We start from the raw sequence: 18,229 nt of genomic DNA, 5'->3' as shown, positions 1-18,229 counted from the left end.
AGCATTGTCTTTTTATAGGAAATCACTATGAGATTATTAATTGTTTCACTTGCATTGATCCTTGCAATATTTCAATACTTCTTTTGGTTCGGACAAAATGGTTTACTCGACTATCAACAAATTGAAAATAATGTAGCAATACTCAAAGAAGATAATGAAAAACTCATTGCCCGTAATCAGCTTATACAAGCAGAAATTGAAGACTTAAAGAATGGTGTCAATGCACTAGAAGAAAGAGCTAGGTTAGATCGTGAAATGGTCAAGCCCGATGAAGTTTTCTATCGTATTGTCCCGAGAGAACAACGTTAATGAATACGAATAGAAATATTATTGCAATCATCCCTGCATCAGGCATAGGGAGCCGAATGAATGTCTCAGTGCCTAAACAATACTTAATGTTATTAGGTAAAACTTTACTAGAGCATACAGTACAAACTTTTATTGATCACCCCACTATCAATCAAATTATTGTCGCCGTATCAAAAAATGATGAATATTATCGGGATATTGCATTACTCAAATCGCCTAAAATTCAGATCGTTTTTGGTGGAGAAACTCGAGCTCATTCCGTATTTAATGCACTCAATGCCATTAAAGATAAATCTTCTTGGGTATTAGTACATGATGCTGCTAGACCTTGTCTTAAGCGGTCAGATTTAGATAATATTTTGCAAATTACTGATGAGCATGGTGCTATTTTAGCCACTCCAGCTATTGATACCATGAAGCGTGCAACAGGCACTCAAATTTCGCATACTGAAGATCGTTCAACATTGTGGCATGCATTAACTCCACAATTTTTCCCAACAGCCCAACTTCAACAGGCGTTACAATCCGCCTTTGATAAAGGTTTAAATGTAACTGATGAAGCGTCTGCCATGGAATTTGCTGGGTTTCATCCACAGCTAGTCAATGGACGTAGTGACAATATTAAAGTTACTCGCCCCGAAGACTTGGCTCTTGCCGAATTTTATTTAACACGAGGATAAAAACATGATTCGAATTGGACACGGTTTTGATGTTCATGCATTCGGGCAAGATCGTCCGTTAATGATTTGTGGTGTTGCTGTGCCATATCATACAGGCTTTATCGCACACAGCGATGGGGATGTTGCATTACACGCCTTAACCGATGCGCTACTTGGTGCTGTCGCTTTAGGTGATATTGGCAAACTCTTTCCTGATACCGATATGCAGTATAAAAATGCCGATAGCCGAAAACTATTAATTGAAGCTTATCGTCAAGTGCAAGAAGTTGGCTATAAGGTAGGAAATGTAGATGTCACTATCATTGCTCAAGCGCCTAAAATGCGCCCTTATATCGATCAAATGCGTCAAACGATCGCTATTGATCTCAACTGCGACATTTCTCAAGTCAATGTGAAAGCGACAACCACAGAAAAGCTCGGATTTACTGGGCGTGGTGAAGGCATTGCTTGCGAAGCCGTTGCACTACTTATCAAAAAATAGCAAAGAAAAAACCCATTTAAAAACATTCTATTGAACACTTTTAAATGGGTTTTCCCCTTTGCGATGTTTCGCATTTCGTTGATAACTTCCCTTACCTTTACGATTACGCTCTACTCGACTTCGAAATAATTTATCTGTCACCAAAGCTTTTATAGCACTGTCTTGGATTTCACCACGCTCATGCGCATAGCTGATTGTTTTTATTTGTTTTTTCATTTTTTATCCTTCTTATATAAATATCTTTGTAAGATATCAGGCATGATATCTGCACCGTTCAACCTATTTAATTAGATCGATAACAAATTCTGCCAAAAAACGAAGTATTTGTATATAAGAACAGATAAAAAAGCAGTATAATCAAGCTATTCCGTCTAATCGAACTATCTATTGTTCAAGCGGTCAGATATTCACAATTTTTTACAAATGAGGTTGATATGAAAAAAGAAGAAGTTGGACACCATTTCTTAGCTCGTTTGGGTAAAACACGTTTACGCCCGGGTGGCAAAGTAGCAACAGATTGGCTTATTGCTAATGGCGATTTTCGTAAAGATAAAAAAGTGCTTGAGATTGCCTGTAATATGGCAACGACAGCAATTGAAATTGCACAACAATTTGGCTGCCATGTGATCGGTATCGATCTTGATGAAGAATCGTTAGAGAAAGCACGCCAAAATATTAAAGAACATAAAGTAGAAGAACTCGTTCAAGTTCAACGTGCAAATGCAACTAAGCTACCTTTTGAAGACAATAGTTTTGATATTGTGATTAATGAAGCAATGTTAACCATGTTGCCACAAGAAGCAAAAGAAAAAGCAATTAAAGAATACTTACGTGTACTCAAACCAAATGGTTTATTACTCACTCATGACTTACTGGTTAATGGCGAGAATGCGGATGAAGTGATTGAAAAACTTCGTGAAGCAATTAATACGACAGTCGCACCGTTAAACAAACAGGATTGGAAAGAGACATTCTTAAACTGTGGTTTTCGTAATGTAGAAACATTTAGCGGTGAAATGAGTTTACTTTCACCAAAAGGTTTAATTCAGGATGAAGGTGTTTTAGGGGCAATGAAAGTTGTCGGTAATGCCTTAAAACCTGAAAATCGCGATACGTTTAAAAAAATGTTCCAAACTTTTAATGATCCAGAAAACCAACTGGGATTTATTGCTGTTTGTAGCCAAAAATAACCATAAAAAATAGGGTACGTTAATTCGTACCCTTTTTATCACAACGTTATCCACCACAATAACAATAAATAACGCAAATCACGACAGGAAAAATTATGTTCGAAATGTTCAAGGATTGGTATAGACAAAAATTTACTGATCCACAAATTGTTGCTCTACTTGCGATCTTAATCATCGGTTTTGGGATTATTTATTTCTTTAGCGATCTATTGATGCCTTTATTGATCGCTATTGTTTTCGCCTATCTGCTTGAATGGCCTATTCGTTTTCTTACCACAAAATTTAAATTTCCAAGAATACTTAGCCTAATTATTGTATTAGGCGGATTTATCTCTATTTCTGTCTTTTTATTTGTCGTCATGCTTCCAACACTATGGAGTCAAGCGATGACATTCCTGAAAGATTTACCAAGTATGTTTAATCTGCTTAATGCGTGGCTTGAAGCATTGCCAGAGCATTATCCTGAATTAATTGACTATGCTATGTTAGATTCTCTAATGGCAAGTACAAAAACTAAAATTCTTGCCTTTGGGGATTCACTATTAGCTTTCTCTCTTAATTCTATTGTTAGTTTAGTTGGGTTAGGTATTTACGCCTTTCTTGTGCCATTAATGGTTTTTTTCTTACTCAAAGATAAAACGCTTTTTATGCGCTCCGTTTCTCGTTTTATGCCTAAAAATCGTCGTCTTGCTACGCGAGTATGGGGAGAAATGCAGTTACAAATCGCAAACTATATCCGTGGAAAATTTTTAGAGATTCTTATTGTTGGCGTAGCGACTTATATTATCTTCTTATTCTTTGATTTACATTATCCGCTACTCCTTTCTGTTGCAGTTGGTTTATCGGTTCTTGTACCTTATATTGGCGCAGTGATTGTGACAATTCCTGTCGCATTAGTGGCACTATTTCAATTTGGTCTCTCTCCCGATTTTTATTATTTGCTACTCGCATTTGTGATTAGCCAATTGCTTGATGGTAACCTTGTTGTGCCATTTTTATTCTCTGAAGCCGTGAATTTACACCCGCTTACTATCATTATTGCGGTATTAATTTTTGGTGGGTTATGGGGATTTTGGGGAGTTTTTTTTGCGATTCCTTTGGCAACTCTCGTCAAAGCCGTTATTAATGCCCTACCTACCAATGAAGAAAATCAGGTTTAACTTGCAAGCGGTCAGATTTATCTATAAATTTACAAATTATCCCATTTTACCTAAGGGCACCTGCTGGTGTCCTTCTTTATTCAAAAATAATTAAGGAACTATTGTGCGTGTAACCGATTTCCATTTTGACTTACCTGACGAACTCATTGCCCGTTATCCAACGGCAGAACGCAGTGCCAGCCGTTTGCTTTATCTCAACGGTAATACTGGCGTTTATCAAGATCAACAATTTAATGATTTACTTGAACATATCAACGCAGGCGATTTACTGATTTTCAACAATACCCGAGTAATCCCCGCTCGTCTTTATGGACGTAAAGCCAGCGGCGGAAAATTAGAAGTCTTAGTTGAGCGTGTATTAGATGAACACCGCTGCCTTGCTCATATCCGTTCATCAAAAGCCCCGAAAGAAAATGCCGAAATTTTCTTAGGCGAAGATAAATTAGGTGAAGCTCATGGTTTTAAAGCGATCATGGTTGCCCGCCATGATGCGTTATTTGAGCTAAAATTTGAAGCGGATAAGCCACTCTTTGACCTATTACAACAAGCAGGTCACATGCCACTACCGCCTTATATCGACCGCCCTGATGAAGATGCCGATCAAGAGCGTTATCAAACGGTTTATAGCAAAGTGTTAGGCGCAGTCGCCGCACCAACCGCTGGCTTACACTTTGATAATCAAATGCTACAAAAATTGCAAGACAAAGGCGTTCAAACTGCCTTTGTTACGCTTCATGTTGGCGCAGGTACTTTTCAACCCGTGCGAGTGGAAACCATTGAAGAACATAAAATGCACGCTGAATATGCAGAAGTTTCTCAAGAAGTTGTCGATAAGATTTTAGAGACAAAAGCGAAAGGCAAACGTGTAATTTGCGTCGGTACGACCTCTGTTCGCTCTATTGAAAGTGCCGCACAAGCCGCTGAAAAAGAAGGGAAATTAATTGCGCCATTCTATTCAGATACCGCTATTTTTCTCTACCCAGGTAAAACATTCCGTATTGTTGATGCGTTAGTCACCAATTTCCATTTACCCGAATCGACCTTAATTATGTTGGTTTCCGCTTTTGCAGGCTTTAAAAATTGTATGAACGCTTATCAACACGCCGTTGAAAGCCAATACCGCTTTTTCAGCTACGGTGATGCGATGTTTATCACCAAAAATGAGAATGCACTAAAAGATACTCCTTAATCATTCATTTCCAAAAAGCTGTTGGTACCAGGGATTCAATCTATCTCTTGCCACAGCTATTTTGTAGTTATTTTCATAAAAATCTACTTGGATCATGCCCACCTTTGCGGTATTAAGCCACTGTACTTGATACTGCTCTAGCCGTTGTGTAACTTGGCTATTGGGCATTTCCCACGGGTTCCAACGCCCTGCGGAGATGATCGCCCAAGTGGGCTGGGTGTGAGCCAACAGGGTTTGGCTGGTGCTGGTTTTGCTGCCGTGATGTCCGACTTGGAGAAAATCAATTTTGCCGACTTGTTGAACATATTGCCGTTCTTCTGCCACGCCACTGTCGCCGGTTAAAAGCAATTTGTACTGTCCGATAGAAACTAATAGAACGCAAGAATGTTCGTTTTTCGCTCGCTCTACTAACTGCATTGGATAAATAGCTTCCAACTTAAATTTGCCAAATTGCCACTGATTGCCTGCAATGCAAGGCTCGGCGATGTTTTCGTTGTACTGATTTTTGCCCGACAAAATCAACCTTGCCTTTGGGTATGCTTGAAGTAACGGCAACACGCCACCAGCGTGATCCTTATCATCGTGGCTGACCACAATGGCTTCCACATCAATCCCATTGCGGTGTAAATAGGGCAAAATTTCCAACTCCGCCATTGAACCACCCTGCCACGCCACGCCCGTGTCGTACAACACCGCTTTGGCTTTGCCCTGTTGTTGATAGATTAGCCCCATTGCCAACCCTTGCCCTACGTCAAAATTCACCCATTTAACAAGCGGTGGTTTATTGATCTCTTTTTGCAAATAAAAGCCAATCCACAAAGTAAAAGGCACTAAAATTGTTGCCAGCCAATAAGCAAAAGATAGGCGTTGTAGAAAAGTGTAAAGGCTGAATAAAATCAACAGATTAGCACAGACTAAAACCCATTGATGTTCATAACTTAAATCGATCCAATGGTGCGAAAGCGGTTCAATCAGGTGAATACCCCATTCAGCGATATAATGGCAAAGCCACCACGTTTGCAACAAGTTATCTGTTAATAAACTAAATAAAATCAATGGGATAACAATAAAACTATAAAGGGGAACCACAATCATATTCGCCACTAACGCAAAAGGCGATGTGCCGTCAAAAAAGCTGAGTTGAATAGGAGAAAACACCAGCCAAATGCCGAGCTGTAAATGAAACAGCTCTAATAGCAGTCGAACTGATCGATATTGCAAATTTTTGACAAAATCCCACCGCTTGAGCGGAAAGTGCTGATACCAAATAATCAAACTTGCCACCGCCAACACCGAAAGCCAAAAGCTGTCGGACAGTAAGGTGAGCGGATCAAGCACAATCAACAGCACTACACCCCGAAGCCACAACTGCCACGGCGTATAATGTCGCCGAGCAAACTGAATTAGCAGTAGCAACGAAATCGCCACCATTGCCCGAACCGTTGGAATCTGAAAACCTGCCAAATAGCTGTATCCCAACGCCGAAAGCCAACCCACCGCCCTTGCAAAATAGAGCGAAAATCCCACCGCTTGTAACAACCTAAAACGCAACAGCACCCACTGCCCCATTTTCGCGATCCAAAACGCCAACAGATAAACCAACACAATATGCGAACCTGAAATGGCAATAAGATGTGCCGTTGTCGTTTGCTGAAAAATCGCCCAATGTTCCTGACTTAACCACGCTCGTTCGCCAAATGCCAATGCAAGCAACAAGCCTTGTGTGACAAAGGGTTCGGTCTGCTGTTTCATTCGGTAAAGCCAATGGGTTCGCAGGTTTAGCTGCTCGCTCACTTGTTTTGCATTTTTAATGGTTACTATGTCTGAAATCCCTTGAGCCAAATACCAACGCTGACGGTCAAAATTTCCATCATTTAAGCGAGCCGATAAGGGTTTGATCAATAATTCTGCCTGATAAATGGCGTTTAGTATCAAAGGTGTGTCTGATTGCCAATTTGCATAAAGTTGTTCACCGTTACTACGCTTGACGATTGCCGTTTGATAATCCTGTTGCTTTAAAATTTGCGTGACTTCAATCTGCTCTTGCACCTTGAAAGCGGTGCGTTGTTTTTGATCTTTTGCAAGATAAAAAATGTGAGAATAACTCACTGCTAGTATGCCGCCTAATAGCAACAGCATAGCCTGAGAGCGAACCAGCCCCCAAAAAGCCACGACTAGCGAAATCACCACCCCGTAAAGTAGCCACGAAAACGGCAGCCACATTAACGGCAACAGCCCGACAAAAAGGGCGAAACAGAAACGATCAACAGACATCATCAACATACTCAACCTAAAGAGTTGCAGTATGCCAATGATAAAAAGAGAGAAAAGTAGAAAAATGACGTTTTTCGACGGAGATCACAAAAATAAGGGGCAATCTACGATTGCCCCTTTCATTACGATTAAATTGAATTATTTATTTTCATCAGCCATACTTACCGCTGCGGTAAATAATACGTCAGTTGATGAGTTAAGCGCTGTTTCAGCAGAGTCTTGAACGACACCAATGATGAAACCTACGCCGATAACTTGAGCTGCAACATCATTTGGAATGTTAAATAAGCTACACGCAAGTGGGATTAACAATAATGAACCGCCCGCAACACCTGAAGCACCACAAGCACAGATTGAAGCCACAAAGCTTAATAATATTGCAGTCCAAAGGTCTGGTGTAATGCCTTGTGTATAAGCTGCTGCAAGGGTTAATACGGTAATTGTAATTGCCGCACCCGCCATGTTAATAGTTGCACCCAATGGAATTGAAACAGAATAGATCTCTTCTTTTAAGCCTAAACGTTTTGCAAGTCCCATATTTACAGGAATGTTCGCTGCAGAACTACGTGTAAAGAATGCCGTTACACCACTTTCACGCAAGCAAGTGAATGTTAATGGATACGGATTGCGACGGATTTTCCAATACACTAATAATGGGTTTAAGATGAAAGCAACAATTGCCATCGCACCTAATAATACGGCTAATAAACGTGCATAACCAACAAAGGCATCGACACCATTCGTTGCCATCGTTTCTGCCACTAAACCAAATACGCCGATTGGAGCAAAAGCAATAACGACTTTCACAACAAATGAAACTGCATCAGAGAGATCATTTAAGAATACTTTTGTGCTAGGTGCAGCATGACGCAACGCAATACCTAGACCAATTGCCCAAGTCAAAATACCAATAAAGTTACCGTTTGTGATTGCACCTAATGGGTTATCAACTAAGTTAAAAATCACGGTTTTTAAAACTTCACCCACACCTTGTGGTGGTGCAAGACCATCTGGGCTAGTCACTAATTCAAGTGTTGTTGGGAACATATAGCTTAAGATAACTGCTGTTACCGCTGCAATAAATGTACCTAAAACATACATGACAAGAATAGGTTTTAAACGACCATCAGAACCAACTTCCTTATTTGCAATAGCTGAAAGCACTAATACAAATACAAGAATCGGTGCAATCGCACGTAATGATTTCACAAAGAATTGACCTAAAACACCAACATTTTTAGCCCATTCAGGATTAACTAATGCTAGGAGAATACCGAGCACAAGAAAAACGGCAATACGTAATACGAGATTACCGCCTAATAATTTAGAAGATAATGAAGAACTACTCATAACATTTCCTGTAAGATAACAATAAAATAAGCGGTCAGTCGCCTATTCACCTAAATAAAGACCGTGAGATTAGCGGAAAAAATGTCAGAATGGAATAGTCAAGCGGTAATTTTTGTAAAGATTTTCACAAATTTGGGAACTTTTTTAAAAAAGTTCACTCTGCTAAATATCTTACAATATTTATCCAAATGTTCCATCAATCCCTTTCCGTAAACGATTGGTTTAGGTAGAATATCAGCCTTCTTTTTATTTTTTAACGAGAATTTAATGAAACCTGAAAACAAAGCAAATTTTCAACGCATTATTCGTGCTGCAGGCTATTCTATGAAAGGCCTGAAAAGCGCCTATATTCATGAAGCCGCATTTCGTCAAGAAGTGTGGCTTTCTTTTTTTATGATTCCACTCGGTTTTTATTTAGGCGATGGTGCTATAGAAAAAATTTTATTAGTTGGCTCTGTGCTTTTAGTACTTGTTGCTGAATTACTCAATAGTGCTGTCGAATCTGTCGTCGATCGTATTGGCTCTGAATACCATGAACTTTCAGGCCGAGCGAAAGATATTGGCTCTGCGGCGGTTTTTGTCGCCATGCTGATTACTGGTCTAACTTGGTTACTGATTCTATTTAACTAAAATACTTAATAGGCTTAAGTGGAAATATCTTACTTATATTCAATTAAATACATATTTTTTTCACCCAAAAACTAAAGGAAACATTATGAAATTTAATAAAACTCTACTTGCTCTTGCATGTATTAGTGCAACAACAGCTATGGCTTATGAAACGGATAAAACGTATAAATTTACCGTTTTACACTTAAATGATACACACGGTCATTTCTGGAAAAATGATAAAGGAGAATACGGCTTTGCTGCAAATAAAACAGCGATTGACAAAGTCCGTAAAGAAGTGGCTGAAAAAGGTGGTGAAGTCATTTTCCTTCATGCTGGTGACTTTAATACAGGTGTACCTGAATCTGATATGCAAAATGCGAAACCAGATATTGAAGGCCTAAATATGCTAGGTGTTGAAGCTGCAGTATTAGGTAACCACGAGTTTGACTATCCTCTACAAATTCTAGATATGCAAGAAAAATGGGCAAAATTCCCATTTATCTCTGCTAACGTGATTAACAAAAAAACTAATAAAACCTTAGTAAAACCTTATGTTACCTTCGATAAAGGTGGTTTGAAATTTGCGGTGATCGGTTTAACGACCGAAGATACTGCAAAATTGGGCAACCCTGATGTGACTGAAAATGTCATTTTCAAAGACCCAATCCAAACAGCAAAAGAAACCTTAGCTAAAGTTCAAAAAACAGAAAAACCAGATGTGAGTATTGCTCTTACGCATATGGGTTACTACTTTGATGAACAACACGGTATGAACGCACCAGGTGATGTTTCTCTTGCTCGTGGTGTTGATAAAGGAGCTTTAGATTTAATTATCGGTGGACATACTCATGATACGGTTTGTATGGATGAAAAAGGCGTCTTTAAACTCAAATACACACCTGGCGAGGAGTGTAAACCTGATTTCCAAAACGGTACTTGGATTGTTCAAGCTGGCGAATGGGGTAAATTCTTAGGTCGTGCAGATTTTGAATTTAAGAACGGCGAAACTAAATTAGTTAACTACGAACTCATTCCAATCAACTTAAAACAAAAAGTGAAATTGGAAGATGGTAAAAGCGAATATAAACTCTATCAAGAAGAAATCCCTGAAGATAAAGCCGTATTTGACCACTTGAAAAAATACCAAGATGAAGGCGATAAACTCTTGAATGTAAAAGTAGGTGAAGTGAAAGGTGGTATCTTAGAAGGCGATCGTAAAGTGATTCGTTTCCACCAAACTAACTTAGGTCGCTTGATTGCTCAATCACAAATGGAGCGTGTTAAAGCAGACATTGGTATCATGAATTCAGGTGGTATCCGTGCGTCAATCAATGAAGGCAATGTAACTTATAAAGATCTATTGACGGTTCAACCATTTGGTAACATGATTGCAACAGTTGATCTCACTGGTCAAGAGTTACTTGATTACTTAAATGTGGTTGCGTTAAAAGAAGTCGATATGGGGGCTTATCCGCAATTTGCAGGTATTTCAATGGTTGTTGATCGCACAGCAAAACAAGTTTCTGATGTGAAAATTGGCGGTAAACCACTTGATCTTAATAAGAAATATAAAGTCTCTGTGCCAGACTATTGTGCAGCAGGTGGTGACGGCTATCCAATCCTGAAAAAACACCCAAGCTACGTAAATACAGGCTTTATTGATGCTGAAATGTTGAAAAAATATTTTGAAGAAAATACACCAATTGATGCATCAAAATATGATCCAAAAGATGATGTGATCTTCAAATAATTCATCTACAAGCGGTACATTTTGCCCTGACTTTTGCAAATGTACCGCTTTTTTCTATTTGCATGTACTTCACTTAATTTATCACCATGATCGACAGTCAAACACTCAAAACCCAACTCACCGAATTTACCTTAGTGCAAAAATCTTGCTTTACTGAAAAAAATATCATGGCGCTGTTAACGCAACGTAGTGATTTTTACGACTCACTATTGCTTGATTTATGGCACCAAATTGGTTTTGCTGATCGCCAAGATCTTGCCTTGATTGCCGTCGGGGGATATGGGCGAAAAGAGATGTTTCCGCTGTCTGATCTCGATATTTTAGTATTAAGTGAACAGCCATTAGACGAACAAAGCCAATCTCAACTCAATGCGATGTTTAATTTATTGTGGGATAGCAAATTACAGCTTGGCACAAGTATAAGAACCATTGCAGAATGCCTTGAAATTGGTAGAGCGGAAATTTCTGTTGCCACCAATATGCTAGAAAGCCGTTTTCTTACAGGGAATGAAAGGCTTTGGCAACAACTGATAAGTCAACTGTTTCATGCAGATTTTTGGGCAATTCAGCACTTTTTTGCAGCTAAAATAGCGGAAAAAACAGAACGTTACGCCCGTTATCACAACACGAGCTATAATCTCGAACCCGATCTCAAACATAGTCCCGGTGGGCTACGTGACCTGCATTTGCTTTCTTGGATCATGCTACGTCACTATGGTCTGCACAGCTTAGATGATCTCTTTGAAAAAGGGCTACTCTACCCTGAAGAGTTTTTAGAACTTCAGCAAGCACAACGCACGCTGTTTCGTATGCGCTTTGCCTTACATCTACAACTTAAACGCTACGACAACCGTCTGCGCTTTGATCGCCAATTACAATTAAGTGAACAGCTTGGCTATCAAGGTGAAGGCAATCAACCTGTAGAAGCGATGATGAAAGATTTCTTTCAAGCAACGCAATCTATTTCTGTGCTTACTCAACTTTTGCTCGATCACTTTGAGCAAACGGTTTTATCGCCTTTGCAAAAAAATGGACAAAAACAACCGCTTGATCCGTACTTTTACTTACAAAATAACACCTTAATTTGTAGTAACCCATTGATTTTTAAGCAACAACCTGAACGCATTTTAGATCTCTTTTTCCATTTAACTGAACACGCACAGAGCGTGGCAGAAACCACCACATTACGACAGCTACGCTTAGCTTTACAAAGTTTATCTCGCCCATTATGCGAAATACCGCAAGCTCGCTCTCGTTTTATCCAACTGTTTTCTCAACCTGACGTGGTAAAAAGAGCCATCGTGCCTATGCATCAATTAGGCGTACTCACCGCTTATATTCCACAATGGAAAGGTATTCAAGGCTTGATGCAGTTTGATCTCTTTCATATTTATACGGTTGATGAACACACCATTCGAGTGATGCTGAAACTCGAAAGTTTTTTACAAATTGAAAATGCAGGGCAACATCCACTTTGTTGCCACATTTTTCCGACCTTGCCAAAACGCCCACTGCTCTATTTGGCTGCGCTTTTTCATGATATCGCCAAAGGTAGAGAAGGCGAGCATGCCACGGTTGGTGCGGTTGATATGCGACTTTTTGCTGAACAACATGGTTTTAATCAAGAAGAAACGGATTATATGGCATGGCTTGTTGCAGAACATTTAACTATGTCTATCACGGCACAACGCCGAGATATTCACGATCCTGATGTGGTTAAAACCTTTGCAAAAATCGTGAATAATCCCACCGCTTTAAGCGCACTAACCTGCTTAACCGTTGCCGATATTTGCGCTACAAATGAAAGTTTATGGAATGATTGGAAACGCTCGCTCTTTATGAAGCTATACCAATTCACTGAACAGCAATTACAGCTAGGCGATGAACAGGCTCTCGATCATCAAAAATTGAGCCAAGATCATCGACAAGCAGCGTTTTCACAGCTTACTCAAGTGATTGCAGAAGAGCAACACGCTTTACTGGCACAATTTTGGCAAGGCTGCCCCGAAAGTTATTTTGTCCGAAATAGCCCAACTCAACTATATTGGCATGCCTTGCATTACCTTAAATATCCACAATTACCGATGGTGCTTATCAGCAATCAGTACGCTCGGGGAGCCACCGAAATTTTTATTCACTGCGCCGATCAAATGCAACTGTTTGCTCGTATCGCTCAAACCCTAAGCCAGAAGAAAGTCAGTATTCATGATGCACAAATTATCACCAGTGAAAATGGTTTTGTACTTGATAGCTTTATTATTACGGAAATGAACGGACAGCCTTTAGATAATGAACGTAGCGAACAGATCCGCACAGCGTTACTGAATACACTGACGGTTGGCATGAATAAAGCCTTTAGCCCGAATAAAAAACCCGTTAAACATCAATCATTTAAACGTAAAACCAAAATCCGCTTTTTAGCAAATTCTCAGCCAAATCAAACCGCTTTCGAGCTGTTTACCCTTGACCGAGAAGGCTTATTGGCACAAATTGGCTATATTTTTAGCGAACTTCATCTTAACTTACTCAATGCGAAAATCACCACTATCGGCGAACGTGTTGAAGATTTCTTTGTGGTAAGTAATCAACAAGATACCGCATTAAGTGATGAAGAACAGAGAATGTTAAAACAAAGATTGATGACGTTGTTGGAATAGGGGTAAGAATAAATAGCCTGATTATTGACGTCATCCCCGATGACGCTCATTTATAACGAACATCTTTTTTGATACCTAGGGTTTTACCCTAGGTTAAGCATAGAGCTATCCCTTTGGGATAGTTTGGCATTCCAAAGGAATGCTTCTATGCTTAACCGTGGGTATTCCCACGGCACTGGGTTTTAAAATACCCGAGAATGTCGGCATTTAGACGAATGGTTGTGGATTTCTTTGGCTTATTACAAGAGAAATGCATCAAATAATGGGAATATTAGAATTTATGCTATACTTCTTCCATTGATTACATCAGATTACGCAATAAACTCACAATATGAAAAAACTAACCAAACTGTTATCCCTGACTGTGTTACTCGCTTTAACCGGCTGTAATTCGGTATTAAATGCGCCGACGGAAGTCACCAAGCCCACCGTTGAAATTCCACATAATGACCCACAATGGCAGCAACATCTTGCACAATTAGCGAAAATCAACGCTTATTCCGCAAAGGGACAATTTGGCTATATTTCGCCTGAAGAACGTTTTTCCTCTCATTTTGACTGGCAATACAAAACACCAACCAATTTTGGTTTAACAATGTCATCAAACCTTTCCAGTAAATCGTTAAAACTACAGCGCAACAGCTATGGAATGACTATTTCTGATAGCGAAGGTCGCTCCCGTACAGAAGCCGATGTGGCGGCATTAATGGAAGAAATCATCGGAGTGTCTTTCCCTATCGATCAATTCGCTTATTGGGTAAAAGGTCAACCTGAAAAAAATGCAAACTATATCGTTAATGAAAAACGCCAACTATCGCAATTTGATTATGCGGTTAATGGAACCGTGTGGAAAGCCAGCTTTGTTGAGTATCACGAAGATCGTACACCAAATTTACCCAAACTGATTGTATTGGAAAATGGCGCACAAACCTTAAAAATTCGTATTGATAATTGGGCTTACTAATGACGAAACTCACTTTTCCAAGCCCTGCAAAACTTAACCTGTTTTTATATATCACAGGCAAGCGGTCAGATGGCTATCACGAATTGCAAACGCTCTTTCAATTTCTTGATTTTGGTGATGAGATTGATATTGAGATCAGCGACGATCCTGATATTAAACTCACAAATGAAATCATCGGCGTTCCTGTTGAACAGAACTTGATTTACCGAGCTGCAAAATTATTGCAAGAAAAGACCGCTTGTCAGCAAGGGGCAAAAATTGGCGTGCTAAAACGTTTGCCAATGGGTGGAGGCGTTGGGGGAGGTTCATCAAATGCTGCAACAGTATTAGTCGCCTTAAATGTCCTTTGGAAAACAGGGCTTTCTCTTGAACAACTTGCTGAAATCGGGCTCACTCTCGGTGCTGATGTGCCTATCTTTGTGCATGGTATTGCCGCTTTCGCTGAAGGCGTTGGCGAAAAACTGACACCTTGCCAGCCAAAAGAAAAATGGTATGTGGTATTAAAACCAGATGAATCTATTGCCACAGCAGCGATTTTTAATCACCCAGATTTAACCCGCGATACACCAAAACGCCCTTTATCAGAACTTCTCAACACAGCTTATGCAAACGATTGCGAAAAAATTGTTAGAGATCTGTATTCAAAGGTTGATGATCTGCTTAATTGGTTGGTACAATATGCGCCGTCTCGGTTAACCGGCACTGGTGCCTGTGTATTTGCCGAATTTGATGATGAAGAAGAAGCTCGTCGAGTTTTTGCCCTTAAGCCTACAAATATTCACGGCTTTGTCGCTCAAGGCAAAAACCTGTCGCCTTTACATCAAACCCTTAATTTATCTCCCTAATCTACACTAGAGGTTTATCCAAAATGCCAGATATTAAACTTTTCGCTGGAAATGCTACCCCTGAATTAGCAAAACGAATTGCTGAACGTCTCTATACTTCTCTCGGTGATGCAACAGTAGGTCGTTTCAGCGATGGTGAGATTCAAGTACAGATCAATGAAAATGTACGTGGTGGTGACATTTTTATTGTGCAATCAACCTGTGCACCAACGAATGACAATCTAATGGAATTAATCGTCATGGTTGATGCTCTTCGCCGTGCATCAGCAGGTCGAATTACCGCTGTTATTCCATATTTTGGCTATGCTCGCCAAGATCGTCGCGTACGTTCTGCTCGAGTGCCAATTACAGCAAAAGTGGTTGCAGACTTCCTTTCAAGTGTGGGTGTTGATCGTGTTTTAACTTGTGACCTTCACGCTGAACAAATTCAAGGTTTCTTTGATGTCCCAGTAGATAACGTTTTTGGTTCTCCTGTTTTAATCGAAGATATTTTGAAAAAAACTGATTTAGTTAACCCAATCGTTGTTTCACCTGATATCGGCGGTGTGGTTCGTGCACGTGCTATTGCAAAATTATTAAATGATGCCGACATGGCAATCATTGACAAGCGTCGTCCTAAAGCCAATGTAGCACAAGTAATGCATATTATCGGTGATGTTGCAGATCGTGATTGCATTTTAGTTGATGATATGATCGATACTGGCGGTACTTTAGTCAAAGCGGCTGAAGCGTTAAAAGAACGTGGTGCTCGTCGTGTATTTGCTTATGCGACTCATGCGGTATTCTCTGGTAGTGCAGCGAAAAATTTAGCAAACGATGCATTAGACGAAGTGATTGTGACAGATACTATTCCACTTTCAGACGAAATTCGTGCATTGAACAAAGTTCGTGTATTAACCCTATCTGGTATGTTAGCCGAAGCAATTCGTCGTATTAGTAACGAAGAATCTATTTCTGCTATGTTTAGTCACTAATTTAAAGCCCAACCGAAAGGTTGGGTTTTTTCTTTTAACTACAAATACAAAATGTACTCACTCATCAAAAAATTTCTTTTTAATCTTGATGCGGAAAATGCGCATCAGTTTGCGATCCAATCATTAAAATTACTCGGTAAATCGCCTTTTTCCCTTAGTTGCTCTCTACCTGATAATCCTGTTGAAGTAATGGGATTACATTTTAAAAATCCGATTGGTTTAGCCGCAGGTGCAGATAAAAACGGCGAAGCGATTGATGGCTTTGCTAAACTTGGCTTTGGGTTTATTGAAGTTGGCACCGTTACCCCTGTTGCTCAAGACGGTAATTCTCGTCCTCGTCAATTTCGTCTTATTGAAGCAGAAGGCATTATTAACCGTAACGGCTTTAATAACCACGGTGTTGATGTACTGATTGAAAATGTTAAAAAAGCCAAATATAACGGCATACTTGGCATTAATATCGGTAAAAATGCGACCACACCTATTGAAAATAGCTTAGATGACTATCAAATTTGTCTGCGCAAAGTCTATCCACACGCCAGCTACGTGACAGTAAACATTTCATCACCCAACACAAAAAATCTGCGCTCATTGCAGTATGGTGATGCTTTAGATGAGTTACTTAAATCCCTTAAAGCAGAACAAGCTCTCCTTTCGCAAAAATTTGCCGTTTACCGACCGCTTATATTAAAAATTGCCCCTGATCTTTCTTCTGAAGAGATCGCTTCTGTGGCAGACAGCTTGATTCGTCATCAAATTGACGGTGTGATTGCAGGAAATACGACACTTTCTCGAGAAAGCGTTGCTGGACTCCCTTTTGCTGATCAGCAAGGTGGGTTAAGTGGCAAACCACTTGATACCTTAAGTACGCAAATCATTCGACAACTGTCGCAAGAGTTAAAAGGCAGAATTCCGATTATTGGTAGTGGCGGTATCCACTCGGTACAATCAGGGCAAGCGAAGATCGACGCAGGAGCAAGTTTATTACAGCTCTACTCTGCTATGGTTTATCAAGGACCAGCATTGATTCACCAACTGGTAAAAGAAATTAGAACGTAAAAAAGTCTCACTAATGTGAGACTTTTTCTGAATTATAAATCGTCGATGACAACATAAATTTTATTTACAGGACCATGTACACCAACGACTTTGATTAACTCAATATCTGCTGTGGCACTTGGACCTGAAATAATATTTACACAAGAAGGCATTCTTTCTCCACGTTGCGCTTTTTCATGAAGAATCTGCGCAAGTTGTGCTACTCGAGGTAATACTGTGCTTGCTTTTAACACAACAATGGATTTTTCAGGTAACAAGCTGACTGAACGTCCAAATTCTTTATCAGAAAATAGTACGATACCGCCTGACTCCGTTAATCCATATTCGCCATATACTACGCCGATATTCGCTTTTTCTGCTTTGTCGATATTAAGACTGCTTTCAGCATTGTGATCCCAAACGTAACTATCGTATTTTTCTTGTAGCGCAGGCGTAATGCCTAAATCGGCTAAACGGCTATCATTGTTGATAATAATACTTCCACCGCCGTATTTATCACAAAGAGCGCTCACTTCCGTCACTAAATTTTCCAATTTTACAACTGCAACATCAGTCATCATCACTTTAGCAAAATTAACGAACTCTTCTAATCGTTGAGCTTGAGTACGATCAGTTAAACGTGTTGTCGCATGGTTATTTTCCAATGTTGGCATCGGTTCAGGCACTAACTGACGTGGTCTGCCCATTCTTTCCGCTAACTTGTTTAAGAAATTCTCACGATTTTGTAAATCCATT

17 protein-coding genes are annotated in these 18,229 nt (G+C 39.8%); 13 read left to right on the top strand and 4 right to left on the bottom strand.

Annotation, left to right across the window (positions count from 1 at the left end; translation table 11 throughout):
• The first annotated feature begins 27 nt into the window (after positions 1 to 27).
• From ftsB to ispF, 3 genes are read left to right on the top strand one after another with little or no spacing between them, the layout of a single operon-like run.
• Entirely contained in the window at positions 28 to 309 is a 282-nt protein-coding gene (gene ftsB, locus C5N92_RS01535) for a cell division protein FtsB (RefSeq protein WP_111749121.1), read from the top strand.
• Positions 309 to 989 carry a 2-C-methyl-D-erythritol 4-phosphate cytidylyltransferase gene (gene ispD / locus C5N92_RS01530; RefSeq protein ID WP_111749120.1) on the top strand — a complete coding sequence of 227 codons (681 nt, stop codon included), beginning with the start codon at positions 309 to 311 and terminating at the stop codon, positions 987 to 989. The genes ftsB and ispD overlap by 1 nt, the downstream gene beginning before the upstream one ends.
• A 4-nt stretch (positions 990 to 993) precedes the next feature.
• On the top strand, positions 994 to 1,470 hold the full coding sequence (ispF, locus tag C5N92_RS01525; protein WP_111749119.1) for a 2-C-methyl-D-erythritol 2,4-cyclodiphosphate synthase: 477 nt from the start codon (positions 994 to 996) through the stop codon (positions 1,468 to 1,470).
• Between the two features lie 27 nt (positions 1,471 to 1,497).
• On the opposite strand, the gene C5N92_RS01520 is transcribed toward ispF, so the two are convergent.
• Positions 1,498 to 1,686: an alternative ribosome-rescue factor A gene (locus C5N92_RS01520; RefSeq protein ID WP_111749118.1), complete on the bottom strand. Its 189-nt coding sequence runs from the start codon at positions 1,684 to 1,686 to the stop codon at positions 1,498 to 1,500.
• A 218-nt stretch (positions 1,687 to 1,904) separates the two neighbouring features.
• Between C5N92_RS01520 and C5N92_RS01515 the strand changes: the two genes are divergently transcribed.
• The 3 genes from C5N92_RS01515 (at position 1,905) to queA (ending at position 5,009) form a co-directional block, all read left to right on the top strand.
• The gene (locus C5N92_RS01515; RefSeq protein ID WP_111749117.1) at positions 1,905 to 2,660 is read left to right on the top strand and encodes a class I SAM-dependent methyltransferase; all 756 of its coding nucleotides are present in this window, start codon (positions 1,905 to 1,907) and stop codon (positions 2,658 to 2,660) included.
• Positions 2,661 to 2,755: 95 nt separating this feature from the next.
• Entirely contained in the window at positions 2,756 to 3,820 is a 1,065-nt protein-coding gene (locus C5N92_RS01510) for an AI-2E family transporter (RefSeq protein WP_111749116.1), read from the top strand.
• Positions 3,821 to 3,923: 103 nt separating this feature from the next.
• Positions 3,924 to 5,009 (top strand): tRNA preQ1(34) S-adenosylmethionine ribosyltransferase-isomerase QueA, encoded by a 1,086-nt coding sequence (gene queA / locus C5N92_RS01505; protein WP_111749115.1) that lies wholly within the window; start codon positions 3,924 to 3,926, stop codon positions 5,007 to 5,009.
• On the opposite strand, the gene C5N92_RS01500 is transcribed toward queA, so the two are convergent.
• Positions 5,010 to 7,283, bottom strand: coding sequence for a DNA internalization-related competence protein ComEC/Rec2 (locus C5N92_RS01500; RefSeq protein WP_111749206.1), 2,274 nt, complete (start codon positions 7,281 to 7,283; stop codon positions 5,010 to 5,012).
• 138 nt (positions 7,284 to 7,421) lie between these two features.
• Positions 7,422 to 8,633, bottom strand: a complete 1,212-nt coding sequence (gene sstT / locus C5N92_RS01495; protein WP_111749114.1) for a serine/threonine transporter SstT — start codon at positions 8,631 to 8,633, stop codon at positions 7,422 to 7,424.
• A gap of 267 nt (positions 8,634 to 8,900) precedes the next feature.
• Here sstT and C5N92_RS01490 point away from each other — a divergent pair, with 267 nt between their 5' ends.
• The 7 genes from C5N92_RS01490 to pyrD all read left to right on the top strand — a co-directional run bounded on the left by C5N92_RS01490 (position 8,901) and on the right by pyrD (position 17,494).
• Entirely contained in the window at positions 8,901 to 9,263 is a 363-nt protein-coding gene (locus C5N92_RS01490; protein ID WP_111749113.1) for a diacylglycerol kinase, read from the top strand.
• A gap of 85 nt (positions 9,264 to 9,348) precedes the next feature.
• The gene (gene ushA, locus C5N92_RS01485) at positions 9,349 to 10,995 is read left to right on the top strand and encodes a bifunctional UDP-sugar hydrolase/5'-nucleotidase UshA (RefSeq protein WP_111749112.1); all 1,647 of its coding nucleotides are present in this window, start codon (positions 9,349 to 9,351) and stop codon (positions 10,993 to 10,995) included.
• A gap of 86 nt (positions 10,996 to 11,081) precedes the next feature.
• Positions 11,082 to 13,652, top strand: coding sequence for a bifunctional uridylyltransferase/uridylyl-removing protein GlnD (gene glnD / locus C5N92_RS01480; RefSeq protein ID WP_111749111.1), 2,571 nt, complete (start codon positions 11,082 to 11,084; stop codon positions 13,650 to 13,652).
• Between the two features lie 331 nt (positions 13,653 to 13,983).
• Positions 13,984 to 14,616: a lipoprotein insertase outer membrane protein LolB gene (gene lolB, locus C5N92_RS01475; protein WP_111749110.1), complete on the top strand. Its 633-nt coding sequence runs from the start codon at positions 13,984 to 13,986 to the stop codon at positions 14,614 to 14,616.
• Positions 14,616 to 15,461 (top strand): 4-(cytidine 5'-diphospho)-2-C-methyl-D-erythritol kinase, encoded by an 846-nt coding sequence (ispE, locus tag C5N92_RS01470; RefSeq protein ID WP_111749109.1) that lies wholly within the window; start codon positions 14,616 to 14,618, stop codon positions 15,459 to 15,461. Before lolB ends, ispE begins: the two co-directional genes overlap by 1 nt.
• Positions 15,462 to 15,484: 23 nt before the next feature.
• Positions 15,485 to 16,435 (top strand): ribose-phosphate pyrophosphokinase, encoded by a 951-nt coding sequence (locus tag C5N92_RS01465; protein WP_111749108.1) that lies wholly within the window; start codon positions 15,485 to 15,487, stop codon positions 16,433 to 16,435.
• A 51-nt stretch (positions 16,436 to 16,486) separates the two neighbouring features.
• Complete coding sequence (pyrD, locus tag C5N92_RS01460) at positions 16,487 to 17,494, top strand: quinone-dependent dihydroorotate dehydrogenase (protein ID WP_111749107.1); 1,008 nt, start codon at positions 16,487 to 16,489, stop codon at positions 17,492 to 17,494.
• Positions 17,495 to 17,526: 32 nt separating this feature from the next.
• Here the strand turns inward: pyrD and C5N92_RS01455 are convergent, their stop codons facing one another.
• Positions 17,527 to 18,228 carry a LutC/YkgG family protein gene (locus tag C5N92_RS01455; protein WP_111749106.1) on the bottom strand — a complete coding sequence of 234 codons (702 nt, stop codon included), beginning with the start codon at positions 18,226 to 18,228 and terminating at the stop codon, positions 17,527 to 17,529.
• Between the last annotated feature and the right edge of the window lies 1 nt (position 18,229).

Source organism: Glaesserella australis, from assembly GCF_003260095.1.
Lineage (GTDB): Bacteria > Pseudomonadota > Gammaproteobacteria > Enterobacterales > Pasteurellaceae > Glaesserella > Glaesserella australis.
The sequence above is the reverse complement of the archived record's forward strand: the minus strand, read 5'-3'. Positions and strand labels throughout refer to the sequence as shown.

Coding starts and splice junctions, on each gene's coding strand:
- ispF (WP_111749119.1), top strand. CDS start 994: ATGATTCGAATTGGACACGGTTTTGATGTTCATGCATTCGGGCAAGAT.
- C5N92_RS01500 (WP_111749206.1), bottom strand. CDS start 7,283: ATGTCTGTTGATCGTTTCTGTTTCGCCCTTTTTGTCGGGCTGTTGCCG.
- C5N92_RS01515 (WP_111749117.1), top strand. CDS start 1,905: ATGAAAAAAGAAGAAGTTGGACACCATTTCTTAGCTCGTTTGGGTAAA.
- C5N92_RS01465 (WP_111749108.1), top strand. CDS start 15,485: ATGCCAGATATTAAACTTTTCGCTGGAAATGCTACCCCTGAATTAGCA.
- ispE (WP_111749109.1), top strand. CDS start 14,616: ATGACGAAACTCACTTTTCCAAGCCCTGCAAAACTTAACCTGTTTTTA.
- C5N92_RS01510 (WP_111749116.1), top strand. CDS start 2,756: ATGTTCGAAATGTTCAAGGATTGGTATAGACAAAAATTTACTGATCCA.
- lolB (WP_111749110.1), top strand. CDS start 13,984: ATGAAAAAACTAACCAAACTGTTATCCCTGACTGTGTTACTCGCTTTA.
- ushA (WP_111749112.1), top strand. CDS start 9,349: ATGAAATTTAATAAAACTCTACTTGCTCTTGCATGTATTAGTGCAACA.
- C5N92_RS01490 (WP_111749113.1), top strand. CDS start 8,901: ATGAAACCTGAAAACAAAGCAAATTTTCAACGCATTATTCGTGCTGCA.
- ftsB (WP_111749121.1), top strand. CDS start 28: ATGAGATTATTAATTGTTTCACTTGCATTGATCCTTGCAATATTTCAA.
- glnD (WP_111749111.1), top strand. CDS start 11,082: ATGATCGACAGTCAAACACTCAAAACCCAACTCACCGAATTTACCTTA.
- ispD (WP_111749120.1), top strand. CDS start 309: ATGAATACGAATAGAAATATTATTGCAATCATCCCTGCATCAGGCATA.
- C5N92_RS01520 (WP_111749118.1), bottom strand. CDS start 1,686: ATGAAAAAACAAATAAAAACAATCAGCTATGCGCATGAGCGTGGTGAA.
- sstT (WP_111749114.1), bottom strand. CDS start 8,633: ATGAGTAGTTCTTCATTATCTTCTAAATTATTAGGCGGTAATCTCGTA.
- C5N92_RS01455 (WP_111749106.1), bottom strand. CDS start 18,228: ATGGATTTACAAAATCGTGAGAATTTCTTAAACAAGTTAGCGGAAAGA.
- pyrD (WP_111749107.1), top strand. CDS start 16,487: ATGTACTCACTCATCAAAAAATTTCTTTTTAATCTTGATGCGGAAAAT.